This window comes from Tepidiforma sp. (assembly GCF_026419595.1).
Lineage (GTDB): Bacteria > Chloroflexota > Dehalococcoidia > Tepidiformales > Tepidiformaceae > Tepidiforma.
The window spans coordinates 31,156-46,395 of record NZ_JANZZD010000002.1 but is presented as its reverse complement, the minus strand read 5'-3'; the positions used below and the strand labels follow the sequence as shown (position 1 = coordinate 46,395).

Genomic DNA, 15,240 nt, shown 5'->3' with positions numbered 1-15,240 from the left:
AGGCTCCCGCCCGCCGCCTGAGCCGCTACCCCAGGGCCGCGGCCGGCACAGGCGCCCCGTCGACCAGGTGGCCGAGCCAGCGCAGCGCGCCGGTGTCGGCCTCCAAGGGGTCCTGCCGCTCCACGTAGCGGCGCCGGTACTCCCGCGCGGCCAGCAGCTTCCCGTACCCGAGGCCCGCCAGCGCCTCCCGGTCGCCTTCGGCGGTGAGCAGGCAGGCGCACACCAGCGCTGCCAGCCGGTCGCACATCGTGGCCATCTTTGCCTCGCGTTCGTCCTCGCTCGCCTGCAGCAGCCGGTCGAACGCGGCCCGGACGCGGCCCAGTTCGCGCCGCGCCGCCTCCGCTTCGCCGCGCGCCCGCTCGTCGGTCACGCCGGCGAGCCGCGCCTCCAGCTCCCGGAAGAGCGCCTCGTGCGCACCGTTCCGCATCGCCGCCCGCGCCACGTCGAGCGCCACCACGTTCTCCGCCCCTTCCCAGATGCTCCCGAGGTGCGCGTCGCGCAGGAGCCGCGCATTCACCCACTCCTCGATGTAGCCGTTCCCGCCGCGCAGGTTCATCGCCATCCCCGCCGTCCAGCGCGCCCGGCGGCAGTTCGCGTACTTGATGAGCGGCGTGGTGATGCGCACCACCAGTTCGTCGTGCTCCGAACCGCCGTCCGCCCGGTCCAGCGCCTGCGCCGCGAACAGCACGATGGCGAGCGCCGCCTCGCTGTCGAGCACCATCTCGAACAGCTGCTCCCGCACCAGCGGCAGGTCGAAGAGCGCCCGCCCGAAGGCGGCCCGCCCGCGCGCGTGCACCGCCGCCTCCAGCAGCGACCGCCGCATCAGCGCTGCCGCCCGCATCCCGTTGCTCAGTCGGGAGACGTTGATCATCTCCGCCATCTGGGCGAACCCGCGGTCGATCTCGCCCACCACGTACCCCGTCGCACCCTCGAACTCGTACTCGCCTGTCGGCATCGACCGCGACCCGAGCTTCTCCTTCAACCGCCGGATGACGTACCGGTTCCGGCTCCCGTCCGGCAGCGTCTTCGGCACGAGGAACATCCCGAGCCCCTTCGTCCCGGCCGGCGCGCCGGCTGGCCGCGCCAGCGCGAGGTGCACGTCCGCCCCCGCGTTCGAACAGAACCACTTCTCGCCCCAGATGCGCCACCCGCCGTCGACCAGCCGTGCCTCGCACTCGCTCGTGCCGACGTCGCTCCCGCCCGTCCGCTCGGTCAGCAGCTGCGCCGACTGCATCAGCTCGCCGAACTCCGTGCTCGTCAGCCGCGGCACGTACCGCGCTTGCAGCTCCGGGGAGCCGAACATCCGCAGCACCCGTGCCGCCGAATCCGTCATCGAAATCGGGCAGAACAGCCCGAACTCCGACTGAACGAAGACATAACTGAGCGCGAACTTCACGACGTGCGGCACGCGCCCCGGCCACCCCAGCACCCCTTCCCGGTGCGACATCGCCGCGAACCCGAACCGCGAAAAGCCGAGCCGCTGCATCTCCACGAACGCCGGGTGATAGACGACCTCGTCCACCCGCTGGCCGAGCCGGTCGTGCGTGCGCAGCACCGGCGGGTTCGCGTCTGCGATGGCCGCCAGCTCATCCAGCTCGTCGCCCGCGCAGCGGCCCACCTCGCGGAGGAGCGGCACCGCCCGGTCCGCATCGGCCGGCTCCGCGTACGCCCGCAGCGCCCGTTCGAGGTTCGGGTCCGCCTCGAAAAAGTTCAGCCCCCGGGTCGAGGGCATCGCGCGGTTCGAAGGTGTGGTCACGGTCGTCATGCCCGGATAATACCCCTGTGGACCCCGCTGCGGCCGCAGCCGCTCTCTTCCGCTCGACCTTCGCCGCCGAACCTGCCGCCGTCGCCGTCGCCCCCGGCCGCGTCAACCTCATCGGCGAACACACCGATTACAACGGCCTGCCCGTCCTCCCCTTCGCCATCGGCCAGTCGACGGCCGTTGCCGTCGCGCCGTCGGAAGCCCCGCTGCTCGAGGCCGTCTCGCGCGAATTCCCCGTTCCCGCCCGCCTGCCCCTCGATGCCGGCCCGGCGGCCTGCGCCGAACCGTGGCACCGCTACCTCGCGGCCGCGGCCGCGGTCCTCGGTCCCCGTCTTCCCGGCCGGGGTGCGCGCATCGCCGTCGCCAGCGACCTCCCCGCTGCGAGCGGCCTCAGCTCCTCCAGCGCGCTCACGGTCGCCCTCCTGCTGGCCCTCGATGCCGCCTTCGGCCTCGGCCTCGGCCGCGCCGAACTCGCCGGGCTCGCCGCGCAGGCCGAACGCCTCGCCGGCGCCGAGACCGGCGGCATGGACCAGCAGGTGATCGCGTTCGCCGAAGCCGGGGCGCTCCTCCGCATCGACTTCCTGCCGCCGGCGATGCGCGCCGTGCCGGTCCCCGCCGGCTGGGCGTTCGTCGTCGCCTCCTCCGGGCAGCCGGCGCCGAAAGGCGGCGGCGCCCGCGACGCCTACAACGAACGCGTCGTCGCGACGCGCATCGCCGCCGCACTCCTCGCCGACATGCTCGGCGCCGAGATCGAGGGCACGCCCCTCCTCGGCCACGTCGCCGCCATCGATGCCGCGCCGGTGCTCGTCGATGAGCTCCCGGCGCGCAGCTCCGCGCGAAAGGCCGCGGCTACGGCGGGCGTCCCCCTCGAGCGCCTCGTCACGCTCGCCGCCGGCACCTTCGACCCCGATGCACAGCTCCCGGTCCGCGGGTACGCCCGCCACGTCCTCGCCGAGGCCGAGCGGGTCGACCTCGCGTGCGCTGCCGTCGAAGCCGGCGACCTCGCCGCCCTCGGCGAGCTGATGGCTGCCTCCCACGCCTCGCTCCGCGACGACTACCGCTGTTCGACGCCCGCCCTCGACGCCCTCGTAAAGGCCATGACGAAGGCCGGCGCCGCGGGCGCACGCCTCACCGGCGCGGGCTTCGGAGGCTTCGCCATCGCCGTCTGCGAGCGCGGGCGCGAGCAGGCCGTCATCGACGCGGCCGTTGCGGCGGCCGGCGGCCCCGCCTTCGAGGTCGCGCCCTCCGCCGGGGCCCGGCTGGCATGAGCGCGCGGCAGGCCGTCATCCTCGCCGCTGGCCGCGGCACCCGCCTCGGCCCGCTCACCGCCGACACGCCGAAGCCGCTCCTCCCGCTCGCCGGCCGCCCGCTCCTCCTCCACACCCTCGACGCGCTCGCTGCTGCCGGCATCGCATCGGCCGTGGTCGTCGTCGGCTACCTCGGCGACCGCATCGTGGACGCCCTCACCGCCGCGCCGCCGCCCGGCCTCGAGCTCCGTTTCGTCCGCCAGGAGCGGCTCGAAGGCACGGCGCGCGCCGCGGCCCTCGCCCGCCCCCACCTCGCCCCCGGCCCCTTCCTCGTCACCTGGGGCGATGTCTACCTCGACCCGGAGAGCTACGCCGCCCTCCTCGGCGCCGCACCCGGCAGCGACGGCGCTCTCCTCGTCAACCCGGTCGATGACCCGTGGGCCGGCGCCGCCGTCTACGTCGACGATGCCTTCCGCGTCACCCGCATCGTCGAAAAGCCGCCCCGCGGCACCTCCGCGACCCCATGGAACAACGCTGGCCCCGCCGTCCTCGGCGCGTGGCTCTGGCCGTTCGTCGAAGCCCTCGAGCCGTCGTCCCGCGGCGAATACGAGCTGCCCCGCGCCGTCGCCGCCGCGATCGAAGCCGGCCGGACGGTCCGCGCCGTGCCCGTCCGCGGCGCCTGGTTCGATATCGGCACGCCCGAATCGCTCGAGGCCGCCCGCCGCTACGCCGAAGCCCGCCGGGGCGGTAAGGTTCACCCGTGACCACCCTGCCCTGGGACCTCTGGCTCGCTCCCGACGGCCTGCCGCCCGGCCTCGACTGCACCTTCGACTACGACGAGGCCGCCGGCGAGCTCCGCATCACCCTGTCGAACACCGGCGGCGAACCGGCTGCCCCGCGCGACATCCGCCTCGCGGCGCAGCTCGAGGCCCCGGCCGCCGACGGCTGGCTCTGGGTCCACGGCCGCTACATGCAGATGGACGCCCTCGTCCGCAACTTCGGCGCGCCCGCCGCCGAGGGCTACGACGGCCGCTTCGCTCGCCCTTCCGGCGACGCGGTGACCTACACCAGCCGCGACCAGGCAGTCCTCTGGCTCCCCTCGCAGCCCGCGCCAGCGCTCCTTGCCGCCTGCCTCCAGCCGGACCGCTTCTTCTTCGACGTCGAAGTCACGCTCGACGCTTCGGAGTCTGCCGTCACCGGCATCGCCCTCGTCTACGACGTCGACGGCCTCGTCCTCGGCCCCGGCGAATCGGTCCAGCTGCCGCCTGTCGCCCTCCGCGAAGGCCGCGACCCCCTCGAGCTCATCGAACGGTACGCCGACGACGTCGCCGCTCGCATGGGCGCCCGTGTCCCGGAGCGCGTCCCGACCGGCTGGTGCAGCTGGTACTACTTCTACGACCGCGTCTCCGAGGCCGACGTCCTCGCCAACCTCGAGGAGATGGTCCGCGAACGCCACCCCGCCGAGGTCGTGCAAATCGACGACGGCTACCAGTCGCACACCGGCGACTGGCTGACGCCGAACGCGAAGTTCCCCTCCGGGATGGCCGCGCTCGCCGCCCGCATCCGCGAAGCCGGCTACCGGCCCGGCCTCTGGCTCGCCCCCTTCGTCCTCAACGAGCACTCCGCCGCCCTGCGCGACCACCCGGAGATGGTCCTCCGGACGCCCGGCGGCGAAACCGTCTTCGTCCAGACCTGGCTCGGCCGCTGCGCCGTCCTCGATTGCACCCACCCCGAAGCCGAGGCCTGGCTCCGCAACGTCATCCGCACCGTCGTCCGCGACTGGGGCTACAGTTACCTCAAGCTCGATGCCTGCTCCTACGCGGCGCGGCCTGCTTCGACCGTCCGCTACTACCGGCCCGGCACCACGGCGCTCGCCAACCTCCGCCGCGGCCTCGAAATCATCCGCGAAGAAGCCGGCGACGATACCTTCCTCCTCGGCTGCACCTGCCACTTCGGCCCCGCCATCGGCCTCGTCGACGCCATGCGCGTCGGCCCGGATGTCAAAGAAACCTGGGCCGCCGGACCCAACCCCTCCGTCCGCCACGCCATGCGCCTCACCCTCCAGCGCAACTGGATGCACCGCCGCTGGTGGGTCAACGACCCTGACTGCCTCATCGTCCGCGACACCGACACCGAGCTGACGGAGGCCGAGGTGCGCTTCCTCGCGACCGGCATCGCCCTCTCCGGCGGTATGGTCGTCGCCAGCGACGACCTCCCGAAGCTGCCGCCGGCCCGCCGCGAGATGGCGCTCGCCCTCTTCCCGCCCGCCGGCGTCGCCGCCCGGCCGGTCGAGCCCGGCGACGGCCCCGCGCCCCGCGCCTGGCGCGCCGACCTCGGCGACGGCCGCGCCCTCGTCGGCGTCCTCAACTGGTCCGATGAGCCGCTCTGGGTGCCGTGGACCGAACTCCTCCGCCCCGGCGAGGTCGGCTTCGACGTCTGGAACCGGCGCCCCCTGCCGATGGGCGATGTCTACCTCCGCCCCCACGAAGGCACGCTCTGGCAGGTCTACGCCCCGGCGCGCACCCCGCGCCTCGTCGGCGATTCCGGCCACGTCACCTCGGCGGGGCTCTTCCAGCGGCCCGTCAGCGGCCGGCTCCAGCTCCGGAACGATCGCTCTTACCCGCGGACCGTCGCCGTCCTCCACCGCGGCTACACGCGCGTCGTCGAGCTGGCGCCCGGCGAAGCCCGCTGGTTCGACTAGCGCTCAGCCGCCGTACTTCACGCCCAGTTCGTCGAGCGTGAGCGGCTTCGCCTCCCGCTTCAGCACCGCGTTGGTCACCTCGCCCACCACGCAGCTGTGGTCGCCGAGGTCCACCTCGCCGACCACGCGCCCTTCCACCCAGCCCGGCGCCGCCGCGATGACCGGCGCGCCGTTGGTCGCCGCCTCCGTCTCCTGCCCGTTCACCTTCGAACCCTCGACCGTCGTCGGCTTGAAGAACGCGTAGGCGATGTCGCCCTGCCCGCTCTCGAGGAACGAGAGCGCGAACTGCCCCGTCCGCTTCAGCAGCGCGTAGGCCCCGCTGTCCTTCTTCACGCCCATCGCCACCAGCGGCGGTGTGAACGACGTCTGCGTCACCCAGTTGATCGCCGCTGCCGAGACCTCGTCGCCGTCCCGCACCCCGAGCACGTACAGCCCGTACGGGATCATCCGCAGCAGCGTCTTCTTCGCGGCCTGCGCCTGCTCGTCCATGACCGGCTCCTCCAGCGTTCGAACGTTGGGCGTATCCTACCCAATCGCAGCGCCGCCACGCGCCCGGAGGCTCCGATGCCAGCCCTCTCGCCAGCCGAACGCGACGAATTCCTCCAGCAGCCCGGCATCCTCTGCCGCATCGCTACCGTCGACGCCGAAGGTGCGCCCCACGTCACCCCGGTCTGGTTCATCTGCGAGGACGGCGCCATCTACATCACGCCCCGCGCCGCCTCCGAGTGGCTCGACCACATCCGCCACGACCCCCGCGTCGCGCTCACCATCGATGACCAGCACCACCCCTACCGGAAGGTCGTCATCGAAGGCGTCGCCGAGGTCGTCCGCCAGCCGGGCGACGATGCCGCCTGGCGCGACCTCTACCGCCGCATCGCTCGCCGCTACGTCCCGCCCGAGGCCGCCGACCGGTACATCGAGGAGACCATCGACCAGCCCCGCGCGCTCATCCGCGTCCCCCTCGCCGGCGCCCGCATCCGCACGTGGCGCATGCCGCTCGAAGGCGAACCGTACCGCGGCATCTGGCACGACCGCTACTACCTTCCCGGCACGAAGCTCGCGCCCGTACCGCCCGCCGAACCGTCCGAAGGAAACCAGCGGTAGCGCCCGAGATCCATCCGCCCGTCCGGCCCGAAGACCACGCCTTCCGCTTCCAGCAGCCGCCGCTGGAGATCGGCCTCCTCGCCGCGGCCGCGGAGGCTGATCGCCCCCTTTGCATTCACCACCCGCCACCACGGCACCTCAGTCCCCTGCGGCAGCCACGCCAGCGCGTAGCCGACCGCCCGCGCCGCCGCGGGCGCGCCCAGCTCCAGCGCGACCTGCCCGTACGTCATCACCCGCCCCTCCGGGATGCGGCGCACGAGCGCGTACACCGCCTCGTAGAACGTTTCTCCCGGGCCGCGTGCAGCCGCCATCGTCCGAACCGTATCATTCCCGCTCACCATGCCGCCCGCCCTCGCCGCGCTCGCCGGCATCCGCGTCATCTCCGCCGGCCAGATCCTCGCAGCGCCGTTCTGCGCCACCCTCTTCGCCGAGTTCGGTGCCGAGGTCATCAAGGTCGAGCCGCCCGGCACCGGCGAAGCGAACCGCGGCAACCTCTCCTTCGAACAGGACAACCGCGGCCAGAAGTCCGTCACCCTCGACCTCGCCCGCGGCGAGGGCCGCGCGCTCTTCCGCCGGCTGACCGCCGCCGCCGACGTCCTCATCGAGAACTTCCGCCCCGGCACCCTCGAGGCCTGGGGCCTCGCCCCGGATGACCTCCGCGAGGAGAACCCCGGCCTCGTCGTCGTTCGCATCTCCGGCTACGGCCAGGACGGCCCCTACCGCGACCGCGCCGGCTTCGACCGCGTCGCCCTCGCCTTCAGCGGCATCACCGCCGTCACCGGCTACCCCGACCGGCCGCCCGTCCGCCCCGGCTACTTCATCGGCGATTACGGCGCCGGCATCTTCGCCGCGTTTGGCGCGCTCGCCGCCCTCCGCGCGCGCGATCTCACCGGCCGCGGCCAGGACGTCGACGTCGCTCTCTACGAAGCCGTCTGGCGGATGAGCGGCACCCACGCCGCCAACTTCGGCCTCACCGGCCGCGACCGCCCCCGCAGCGGCAACTACTACCCCGGCGTCGTCCCCGCCGAGCAGTTCGAAACCGCCGACGGCCACTACCTCGTCATCAACGCCACCACCCAGCGCTCGTTCGAACGGCTCTGCGCCGCCATCGGCCAGCCGGAACTCGTCGCCGACCCCCGCTTCACGCCCCGCCAGAACCTCCTCGCGAACCACGAAGCCATCCACGCCATCCTCCGCGACTGGGCCGCCGGCCTCACCCTCGCCGAGGCCCAGGCCGCGCTCGACCGCCACGGCGTTCCCGCCTCGAAGGTCTACCAGGTCAGCGATATCGTCGCCGACGACCACTACGCGGCCCGCGAGCAGGTCGTCACCGTCGATTCGCCTGTTTTCGGCCCCATCCTCCAGCCCGGCGTCGTGCCCCGGCTGACCGCCACCCCGGGCGCGGTGCCCGGCCGCGCGCCGCTCCTCGGCGAACACAACCGCGAGGTCTACCAGGGCCTCCTCGGTCTCACCGACGCGGAGATCGAGCGCCTCGCCGCCGCCGGCATCATCTGAACCAGTGACCGCCGGGCACGAAAAAACCGCCGCCCCGGGCCAGCGGGGCGGCGGTGCTGCTGGTGGGCCGGCGGGCGGGAGAGGACGCCCGCTGCCCGGGGCAGGGACGGAGGCTCAGGCCGCGGAAGCCATCGCCCGGTGCTCTTCATTCGTGATGAAGTCGCCCTCGGCGAGCCAGTTCTTGAACTCCTTCTCCGCGCCGCAAACCTTGCAGACACCGCGGCTCGTCGGGCCGTTCGGCTCCTCGATCCGCCAGCGGTGGAAGTGGTCAGCCTGGGGAGCCTTCGTCGTCTCGATCGTGGCGTCAGCCATGGTGGTGGACCCCCTTTCCATTTGTTGACCGGGCAACTGCCGCTGGGCTAGGCTAGTTCTCGGCGAGTGCTGGTACTAGCGTTCCCGTAGCAGTGCTCGTAGGCGAATCATAGCATCGGTCGCTATCATGTCAATAGTCCCGGTGCTAGCGCCGCGCAGAACCTTGACACTATCCAAACCGGAGCCACGCCCATGGCCCAGCGCGCAGATTCCGACACAGGCCGCACCTACAACCTCCCCTGTGTCATCGCCCAGGTGCTCGACGTCCTCGGCGACCGCTGGACCCTCCTCATCATTCGCGACCTCATGTCCGGCCTCCACCGCTACAACGACATCCTCGAAAGCTGCGCCGGCATGTCCCCCAACGTCCTCTCCGACCGCCTCCGCCGCCTCGAAGCCATGGGCCTCGTCGAGCGCCACTACTTCAAAGCCCTCCCGCCGCGCGTCGAATACACCCTCACCCAGAAAGGCTGGGAAGTCCGCCCCATCCTCCTCGCCCTCCTCGACTGGGGCCGCAAATACGTCGAACCCATCCGCGAAGAACACGTCGGCTCCCGCGTCAGCCACGACTTCGCCGTCCGCGTCATCCCCACCTTCGCCTTCCACCCCGAACGCGCCGAAGACCTCGAAGCCCGCATGACCATCGAAATCAGCGACGCCGGCGACGCCAACACCTGGACCTACGACATCCACGACGGCCACCTCCACCCCCGCCGCAGCGGCGCCCCCGACGCCGACGTCTACCTCAAGACCGATACCCCGGGCTTCTTCCGCTTCATCCGCGGCGAGGCCCGCGCCGAGGAGGTCGGCGAACTCACCGGTTCCCCCGAGATCGCCGCCGCCATCCAGGCCTGCTTCCGCACACCCTAGCCCGGCGAACACCCCCGGAGGTCCGCCCCATGCTCAAGCCCGGCACGCCCGCCCCCGACTTCACCGCCACCCTCGACGACGGCTCGACCTTCAGGCTCAGCGACTACCGCGGCAAGAAGCACGTCGTCCTCTACTTCTACCCGAAGGACTTCACCCCCGGCTGCACCGCCCAGGCCTGCTCCTTCCGCGACAACTACGGCGCCATCGCCGCCTACGACGCCATCGTCATCGGCATCAGCGGCGATTCCTCCAGCTCCCACACCTCCTTCCGCGAGAAGCACAGCCTCCCCTTCCCGCTCATCCCCGACGGCGACGGCCGCCTGCGCGCCCTCTACGACGCGAAGGGCTGGATCCCGTGGATGCCCCCACGCGTCACCTACGTCATCGATAAAGAGGGCATCATCCGCGCCGCCATGCGCCACGACTTCCGTGTCACCGCCCACGTCCCCGAGGTCATCGAAGCCCTCGAAAAAATCGCGCCGCGCGCCGCCGGCGAATCGCCCGCTACCGCTTCCGGCTGATCGCGTCCCGGGCCGCCGCCGCAACCCGCGCCGGCGTCAGGTCGAAATACGTCAGCAGCTCGTCCCACTTCCCGCTCGTCCCGTACCGGTCCACGCCCACGAACGAAACCGGCGCCGGCACCGTCTCGGCCAGCACCCGCGCCACGGCCGTGCCCAGCCCGCCCGTCGTCTGGTGCTCTTCGGCCGTCACGATGGCGCCCGTCTCCCGCGCGGCGGCGATGACGGCCTCCCGGTCGACCGGCTTGATCGTGGCCATGTCCAGCACCCGCGCCGAGACGCCCTCGTTCGCCAGCAGATTCGCCGCCTCCAGCGCGATCCCGACCAGCACCCCGCAGGCGATGATCGTCACGTCGGACCCCTCGCGCAGCCGCGTCGCCTTCCCCAGTTCGAACCGGTAATCGCTCCCGTAGATGGCGGGCACCTTCGGCCGCCCCGTCCGCACGTACGCCGGCCGCGTCGTCTTCCCGACGGCCACGATCGCCTGCTTCGCGGCTTCGAAGTCGGCCGGCACCACCACGTCGAACGGGATGAGCGAGGTGACCAGCGCGAGGTCCTCGATCGCCTGCGCGCTCATCCCGTCTTCCCCGACCGTGATGCCGCCGTGGCTCGCCACGCACTTCACGTTCAGCCCGCCCCGCGGCTGCGCCACCGACGTCCGCAGCTGGTCGAAGCACCGCCCCGGGAGGAAGGCCGCGAAGCTCGCGATGAACGCCGTCTTCCCGCAGGCCGCCAGCCCCGCCGCGATCCCGACCATGTTCTGCTCCGCCACGCCGACCGTGTACCACCGCTCCGGGTACTTCTCGCCGAACTGGTAGCCCATCGTCGAAACCGAGAGGTCCGCATCGATCGCCACCACGTCCACGCCCTGCTCCACGAGCTCGATGAGCGCGAACGGGTACGCCTCCCGCGTCGCCGCCGCCGGTGCCGTCTGCGTCATGCCAGCCCCTCCGCGATCTGCGCCAGCGCCTGCTCCAGCTGCTCCCGCGTCGGCGCCTTCCCGTGGAAGCCCGGGTTGTTCTCCATGAACGACACGCCCTTGCCCTTCACCGTGTGCGCCACTACCACCCGCGGCCGCTCATCCGGCCGCTCCGCCTCCGCCAGCGCCGCATCCACCGCCGCCATGTCGTGCCCGTCGCACTCGATCACCTTCCAGCCGAAGCCCGCGAACATCGCCGGCGGGTTCGTCCGCATGATCCTGTCCGCGAAGCCGTCGTTCTGGATGCCGTTCCGGTCCACCAGCGCGATGACCCGGTCGCCCAGCCCGAAATGCGGGACCGCCATCGCCGCTTCCCACACCTGCCCTTCGTTCAGCTCGCCGTCGCCGAGCAGCACCCAGCAGCGGAACTCCCGCCCCTCCAGCCGCCCGGCGAGCGCGTGCCCGATGGCGAACGACAGCCCCTGCCCGAGCGACCCGCCCGACATCTCGATGCCCGGCAGCGCTTTCATCGACGGGTGCCCCTGCAGCGGGCTCCCCAGCTTCCGGAATCCGCTCAGCAGGTCGGCCGAAAAGAACCCCCGCTCCGCCAGCACGGCGTAGTAGAACGGCGTCGCATGCCCCTTCGAGAGGATGAACCGGTCCCGCCCCGGGTCTTCCGGGTTCGCCGGGTCGACCCGCAGGTGGTTCCAGTACAGCGCCACCCCCAGCTCGACCGCCGAGAGCGACCCTCCCGGGTGGCCGCTCTGCGCTTCGTAGACCATCTCCACGATGTGCGCGCGCACGCGCTTCGCGATGGCCTTCAGTTCGTCGACGGAAACGGGGGCAAGACTCGTGGGCATCGCAGGCAAGGATACGGCCTCGCCCCCGAACGCGGAACGCGCGCCTCCGTCCCTGGCGGGCTATGATGGCGGGCCATGTTCACCCGCGTCGCCATCTCCCAGCTCTACGTCCTCGACCAGGACGCCGCCCTCGACTTCTACGTCGGCAAGCTCGGCCTCGAAGTCCGCACCGATATCGACCTCGGGGTCATGCGCTGGCTCACCGTCGGCGTGCCCGGCGACCCCCGCGAAATCCTCCTCGAACTCCCCGGCGGCCCCATGATGGACGCCGAAACCGCCGATACCGTCCGCCGCCTCGTCCCAACGGGCGAAGCCGGCGGCTGGCTCATCTTCCATACGGACGACTGCCGGAAGACCTACGAAACGCTCCGCGCCCGCGGCGTCACGATGACCCAGGAGCCCATCGAGCAAGCGTGGGGCATCGACTGCGCCGGGCGCGACCCCTTCGGCAACCACTTCCGCATCACGCAGCCGCCCGCCTGACCCCTGCCCGGCGCCCTCGCCGGCCCCGCCGTACAATCCCCGCCATGGCACGCGAACAGCGCATGTTCGGCCTCTGGCCGAGCCCCATCACCCCCGCGGCGCTCGGCGCCGCCCTCCGCCTCAACGAACCTGCCTGGGATACCGATGGTCGCACCCTGGCCTGGTCCGAAGGCCGCTCCGACCGCGGCGTCGTCACCGCCCGCCAGGCCGGAGAATCTGCGACCCGCGACCTCACCCCCGAGATCTCCGTCCGCGCCTTCGTCGGCTACGGCGGCGGCGATTTCACCCTCGCCCATGGCGCCTGCTACTTCGTCGGCCAGGCCGACCAGCGCATCTACCGCCAGGACCTCGCCGGCGGGCCCGCGCGGCCCATCACCCCGCCCTTCGGGGCCGCCTCCTCGCCCGCGGTCTCCCCCGATGGCCGCTGGGTCGCCTATGTCCACACCTTCGAAGACGTCGACTGCATCGCCGTCGTCGATAGCGAAGGCCGCCAGTGGCCGCGCCGCCTCGCCGAGGGCCGCGATTTCTACATGCAGCCCGCCTGGCACCCGGGCGGCGACCGCCTCGCCTGGGTCGAATGGGACCACCCCAACATGCCCTGGGACGGCACCGAACTCCGGGTCGCCGCCCTCGATGCCAGCGGCCCGCTCCCCCGCATCGCTTCGTCCGGGGTCGTCGCCGGCGGCCCGGACGTCAGCATCTTCCAGCCGCTCTTCACCCGCGACGGCGCCGGGCTCCTCTACGTCTCCGACGAAACCGGCTGGGGCCACCTCTACCGCCGCGACCTCGCTTCCGGGGCCGTCCGCCAGGTGACCGCCGGCGAGGCCGAGCACGGCACGCCCGCCTGGATGCACGGCATGCGCACCTTCGCCGAGCTTCCCTCCGGCCGCATCGCCGTCATCCGGTCCATCGCCGGCTTCCACCGCCTCGTCCTTCTCGACCCGGCCGGCGGCGAACGCGACCTCGAGGCGGCCCACGCCCGCTACACCTCGTTCTCCGCGCCCGCCGCATCGCCCGCCGCCGAGCGGCTCGCGGTCGTCGCCAGCGGCGGCAAGCAGCCCCCGCGCGTCCTCGATATCGACCTCGCCGACCCCGCCGCGCCCCGCATCGACGTCGTCCGCCGCAGCGACAGCGAGCTCGTCCCCGCGGCCGCCCTCTCCGCCCCGCAGCCGGTCAGCTGGACCTCGTTCGATGGCGAGCAGGCGCACGGGCTCTACTATCCGCCGGCCAGCGACCGCTTCGAAGGCCGCGGCGCGCCCCCGCTCGTCGTGCTCGTCCACGGCGGGCCCACCAGCCAGGTCACCGCGAGCTGGAATCCCCAGGCCCAGTTCTTCGCCACCCGCGGCTACGCCGTCCTCCTGCCGAACTACCGCGGCTCGACCGGCTACGGCCGGGCCTACATGCTCAAGCTCCGCCGCTCGTGGGGCATCTACGACGTCGAGGACGCCCGCACCGGCGCCCTCGCCCTCGCCGAACGCGGCCTCGCCGACCCTGCCCGCCTCGTCATCATGGGGGGCTCCGCCGGCGGCTTTACCGTCCTCCAGTCGCTCGTCCAGTACCCCGGCGTGTACAAAGCGGCCATCTGCATGTTCGGCGTCGCCAACCAGTTCACCCTCGCCTCCGATACCCACAAATTCGAAGCCCGCTACCTCGATTCGCTCCTCGGGCCGCTCCCCGAAGCCGCCGCCGTCTACCGCGAGCGCTCGCCCATCTTCCACGCCGACCGCATTCGCGACCCCGTCGCCGTCTTCCAGGGCGAAATCGACCGCGTCGTCCCCCGCGAGCAGAGCGACAGCATCGTCGCCTCCCTCCGCGCCCGCGGCGTCCCGCACGAATACCACGTCTACTCCGGCGAAGGCCACGGCTGGCGCAAATCGGAGACGATCGACCACTTCTACAAGGCGGTCGAAGCCTTCCTCCGCACCCACGTCCTCTACGCCTGAGCGCCGGCGGCATCCCGGCCGCTCACGCCAGCCACCGCATCGCCCGCTCCGCCGCCGCCCGGTCGCGCGCGCTCTTCTCCGCCCACCGCGCGAGGAACTCCTCGCCGACGACGCGCTGCGCCGTCTGCCACCGCAGCGGCGTCCCCTCGCCCGCGCCCGTTTCATCGACGGCCGTGAGGAAGGCCGTCGCATCGCCGAGATCGAACGTGTCGATGACGCGCCCCCGCAGCCACCCGGCGCCGCCCGCGAAGACCGGGTCGCCCTCCGGCGTGAGCCGGCACTCCAGCCCGCCCAGCTTCGGCCTCTCCCGGCCGCTCTGCAGCCCGAGCGGCGCCAGCAGCTCCTCCTGTCCCTCCGCCAGCACCGTGATCGCCAGCGTCCCCGCCGCGTGCACGAGGTCGTGCGTGTAGTTGCCCTTCCAGAGCGCCACGAGCAGCCGCGGCCGCGCCGGCACGATCGAGGCCCCCAGCACTGAAAGGCAGATTTGCGCGTTCGGCCCCGCCGGCCCGTGGCTCCCCACCGCGCACAGCGGCGACCAGAACAGCGAGAGCACGCTCCCTGCGGGCTGCGTCATCCCGCGCACCGTAACGCCCCCGCAAACCGCCCGCAAAATCCGCCGCCGCCCATCGACACAGCCGCGCGGCCTGCACACAATGGCGCCCATGCAGGACTGCCTGTTTTGCCGCATGCACCGGGGCGAGGTCCCGGTGACGAAAATCGCCGAAAACGCCCACGCCTTCGCCATCCGCGACATCAACCCGCGCGCGCCGGTCCACTGCCTCATCATCCCGAAGGTCCACATCGACAACGCCCGCGAGGTCGAATGGAGCCACGCCGAGACCCTCGCCGGCATGTTCATGCTCAGCAAGGACGTCGCTCGCGTCGAAGGCGCCTGGGAGCCCGGCTACCGCCTCGCCTTCAACGTCGGCGACGCCGCCGGCATGACCATCCACCACCTCCACATGCACCTCCTCGCCGGCCGCCGGCTCGGCCCCGAAGGCTGACT

17 protein-coding genes are annotated in these 15,240 nt (G+C 72.3%); 10 read left to right on the top strand and 7 right to left on the bottom strand.

What is annotated here, in order from left to right; all coding sequences use genetic code 11:
* Nucleotides 1-25: 25 nt before the first annotated feature.
* Nucleotides 26-1,765: an acyl-CoA dehydrogenase family protein gene (locus tag N2041_RS01625; protein ID WP_297675164.1), complete on the bottom strand. Its 1,740-nt coding sequence runs from the start codon at nt 1,763-1,765 to the stop codon at nt 26-28.
* Between the two features lie 17 nt (nt 1,766-1,782).
* On the opposite strand from N2041_RS01625, the gene N2041_RS01620 reads away from it, so the two are divergent.
* From N2041_RS01620 to N2041_RS01610, 3 genes are read left to right on the top strand one after another with little or no spacing between them, the layout of a single operon-like run.
* Complete coding sequence (locus tag N2041_RS01620; RefSeq protein WP_297675162.1) at nt 1,783-3,030, top strand: galactokinase family protein; 1,248 nt, start codon at nt 1,783-1,785, stop codon at nt 3,028-3,030.
* Complete coding sequence (locus N2041_RS01615) at nt 3,027-3,773, top strand: nucleotidyltransferase family protein (RefSeq protein ID WP_297675159.1); 747 nt, start codon at nt 3,027-3,029, stop codon at nt 3,771-3,773. Before N2041_RS01620 ends, N2041_RS01615 begins: the two co-directional genes overlap by 4 nt.
* Nucleotides 3,770-5,710 (top strand): glycoside hydrolase family 36 protein, encoded by a 1,941-nt coding sequence (locus tag N2041_RS01610; protein ID WP_297675157.1) that lies wholly within the window; start codon nt 3,770-3,772, stop codon nt 5,708-5,710. The genes N2041_RS01615 and N2041_RS01610 overlap by 4 nt, the downstream gene beginning before the upstream one ends.
* A 3-nt stretch (nt 5,711-5,713) precedes the next feature.
* On the opposite strand, the gene N2041_RS01605 is transcribed toward N2041_RS01610, so the two are convergent.
* Nucleotides 5,714-6,199 carry a flavin reductase family protein gene (locus N2041_RS01605; protein ID WP_297675155.1) on the bottom strand — a complete coding sequence of 162 codons (486 nt, stop codon included), beginning with the start codon at nt 6,197-6,199 and terminating at the stop codon, nt 5,714-5,716.
* Nucleotides 6,200-6,274: 75 nt separating this feature from the next.
* Here N2041_RS01605 and N2041_RS01600 point away from each other — a divergent pair, with 75 nt between their 5' ends.
* Nucleotides 6,275-6,814 (top strand): TIGR03618 family F420-dependent PPOX class oxidoreductase, encoded by a 540-nt coding sequence (locus N2041_RS01600; RefSeq protein WP_297675153.1) that lies wholly within the window; start codon nt 6,275-6,277, stop codon nt 6,812-6,814.
* On the opposite strand, the gene N2041_RS01595 is transcribed toward N2041_RS01600, so the two are convergent.
* Nucleotides 6,748-7,125, bottom strand: a complete 378-nt coding sequence (locus N2041_RS01595; protein ID WP_297675151.1) for an MGMT family protein — start codon at nt 7,123-7,125, stop codon at nt 6,748-6,750. The two genes, N2041_RS01600 and N2041_RS01595, sit on opposite strands and share 67 nt — an antisense overlap.
* A 28-nt stretch (nt 7,126-7,153) precedes the next feature.
* Between N2041_RS01595 and N2041_RS01590 the strand changes: the two genes are divergently transcribed.
* Complete coding sequence (locus N2041_RS01590) at nt 7,154-8,329, top strand: CoA transferase (RefSeq protein WP_297675149.1); 1,176 nt, start codon at nt 7,154-7,156, stop codon at nt 8,327-8,329.
* A 114-nt stretch (nt 8,330-8,443) separates the two neighbouring features.
* On the opposite strand, the gene N2041_RS01585 is transcribed toward N2041_RS01590, so the two are convergent.
* Nucleotides 8,444-8,641: a hypothetical protein gene (locus N2041_RS01585; RefSeq protein WP_270057210.1), complete on the bottom strand. Its 198-nt coding sequence runs from the start codon at nt 8,639-8,641 to the stop codon at nt 8,444-8,446.
* Nucleotides 8,642-8,833: 192 nt separating this feature from the next.
* Here N2041_RS01585 and N2041_RS01580 point away from each other — a divergent pair, with 192 nt between their 5' ends.
* On the top strand, nt 8,834-9,511 hold the full coding sequence (locus N2041_RS01580; RefSeq protein WP_297675146.1) for a helix-turn-helix domain-containing protein: 678 nt from the start codon (nt 8,834-8,836) through the stop codon (nt 9,509-9,511).
* A 29-nt stretch (nt 9,512-9,540) separates the two neighbouring features.
* Nucleotides 9,541-10,032, top strand: coding sequence for a peroxiredoxin (locus N2041_RS01575; protein ID WP_297675144.1), 492 nt, complete (start codon nt 9,541-9,543; stop codon nt 10,030-10,032).
* Here the strand turns inward: N2041_RS01575 and N2041_RS01570 are convergent.
* Together N2041_RS01570 and N2041_RS01565 are read right to left on the bottom strand one after the other, a co-directional pair.
* Nucleotides 10,016-10,969: a transketolase C-terminal domain-containing protein gene (locus tag N2041_RS01570; RefSeq protein WP_297675142.1), complete on the bottom strand. Its 954-nt coding sequence runs from the start codon at nt 10,967-10,969 to the stop codon at nt 10,016-10,018. The two genes, N2041_RS01575 and N2041_RS01570, sit on opposite strands and share 17 nt — an antisense overlap.
* Nucleotides 10,966-11,808 carry a transketolase gene (locus tag N2041_RS01565; RefSeq protein ID WP_297675140.1) on the bottom strand — a complete coding sequence of 281 codons (843 nt, stop codon included), beginning with the start codon at nt 11,806-11,808 and terminating at the stop codon, nt 10,966-10,968. The genes N2041_RS01570 and N2041_RS01565 overlap by 4 nt, the downstream gene beginning before the upstream one ends.
* 75 nt (nt 11,809-11,883) lie before the next feature.
* On the opposite strand from N2041_RS01565, the gene N2041_RS01560 reads away from it, so the two are divergent.
* On the top strand, nt 11,884-12,291 hold the full coding sequence (locus tag N2041_RS01560; protein WP_297675138.1) for a VOC family protein: 408 nt from the start codon (nt 11,884-11,886) through the stop codon (nt 12,289-12,291).
* Between the two features lie 44 nt (nt 12,292-12,335).
* The gene (locus N2041_RS01555; protein WP_297675136.1) at nt 12,336-14,234 is read left to right on the top strand and encodes a S9 family peptidase; all 1,899 of its coding nucleotides are present in this window, start codon (nt 12,336-12,338) and stop codon (nt 14,232-14,234) included.
* A gap of 22 nt (nt 14,235-14,256) precedes the next feature.
* On the opposite strand, the gene N2041_RS01550 is transcribed toward N2041_RS01555, so the two are convergent.
* Nucleotides 14,257-14,808 carry a flavin reductase family protein gene (locus tag N2041_RS01550; protein WP_297675134.1) on the bottom strand — a complete coding sequence of 184 codons (552 nt, stop codon included), beginning with the start codon at nt 14,806-14,808 and terminating at the stop codon, nt 14,257-14,259.
* Between the two features lie 88 nt (nt 14,809-14,896).
* Here N2041_RS01550 and N2041_RS01545 point away from each other — a divergent pair, with 88 nt between their 5' ends.
* Nucleotides 14,897-15,238 carry an HIT domain-containing protein gene (locus tag N2041_RS01545; protein ID WP_270057201.1) on the top strand — a complete coding sequence of 114 codons (342 nt, stop codon included), beginning with the start codon at nt 14,897-14,899 and terminating at the stop codon, nt 15,236-15,238.
* Nucleotides 15,239-15,240: the final 2 nt, after the last annotated feature.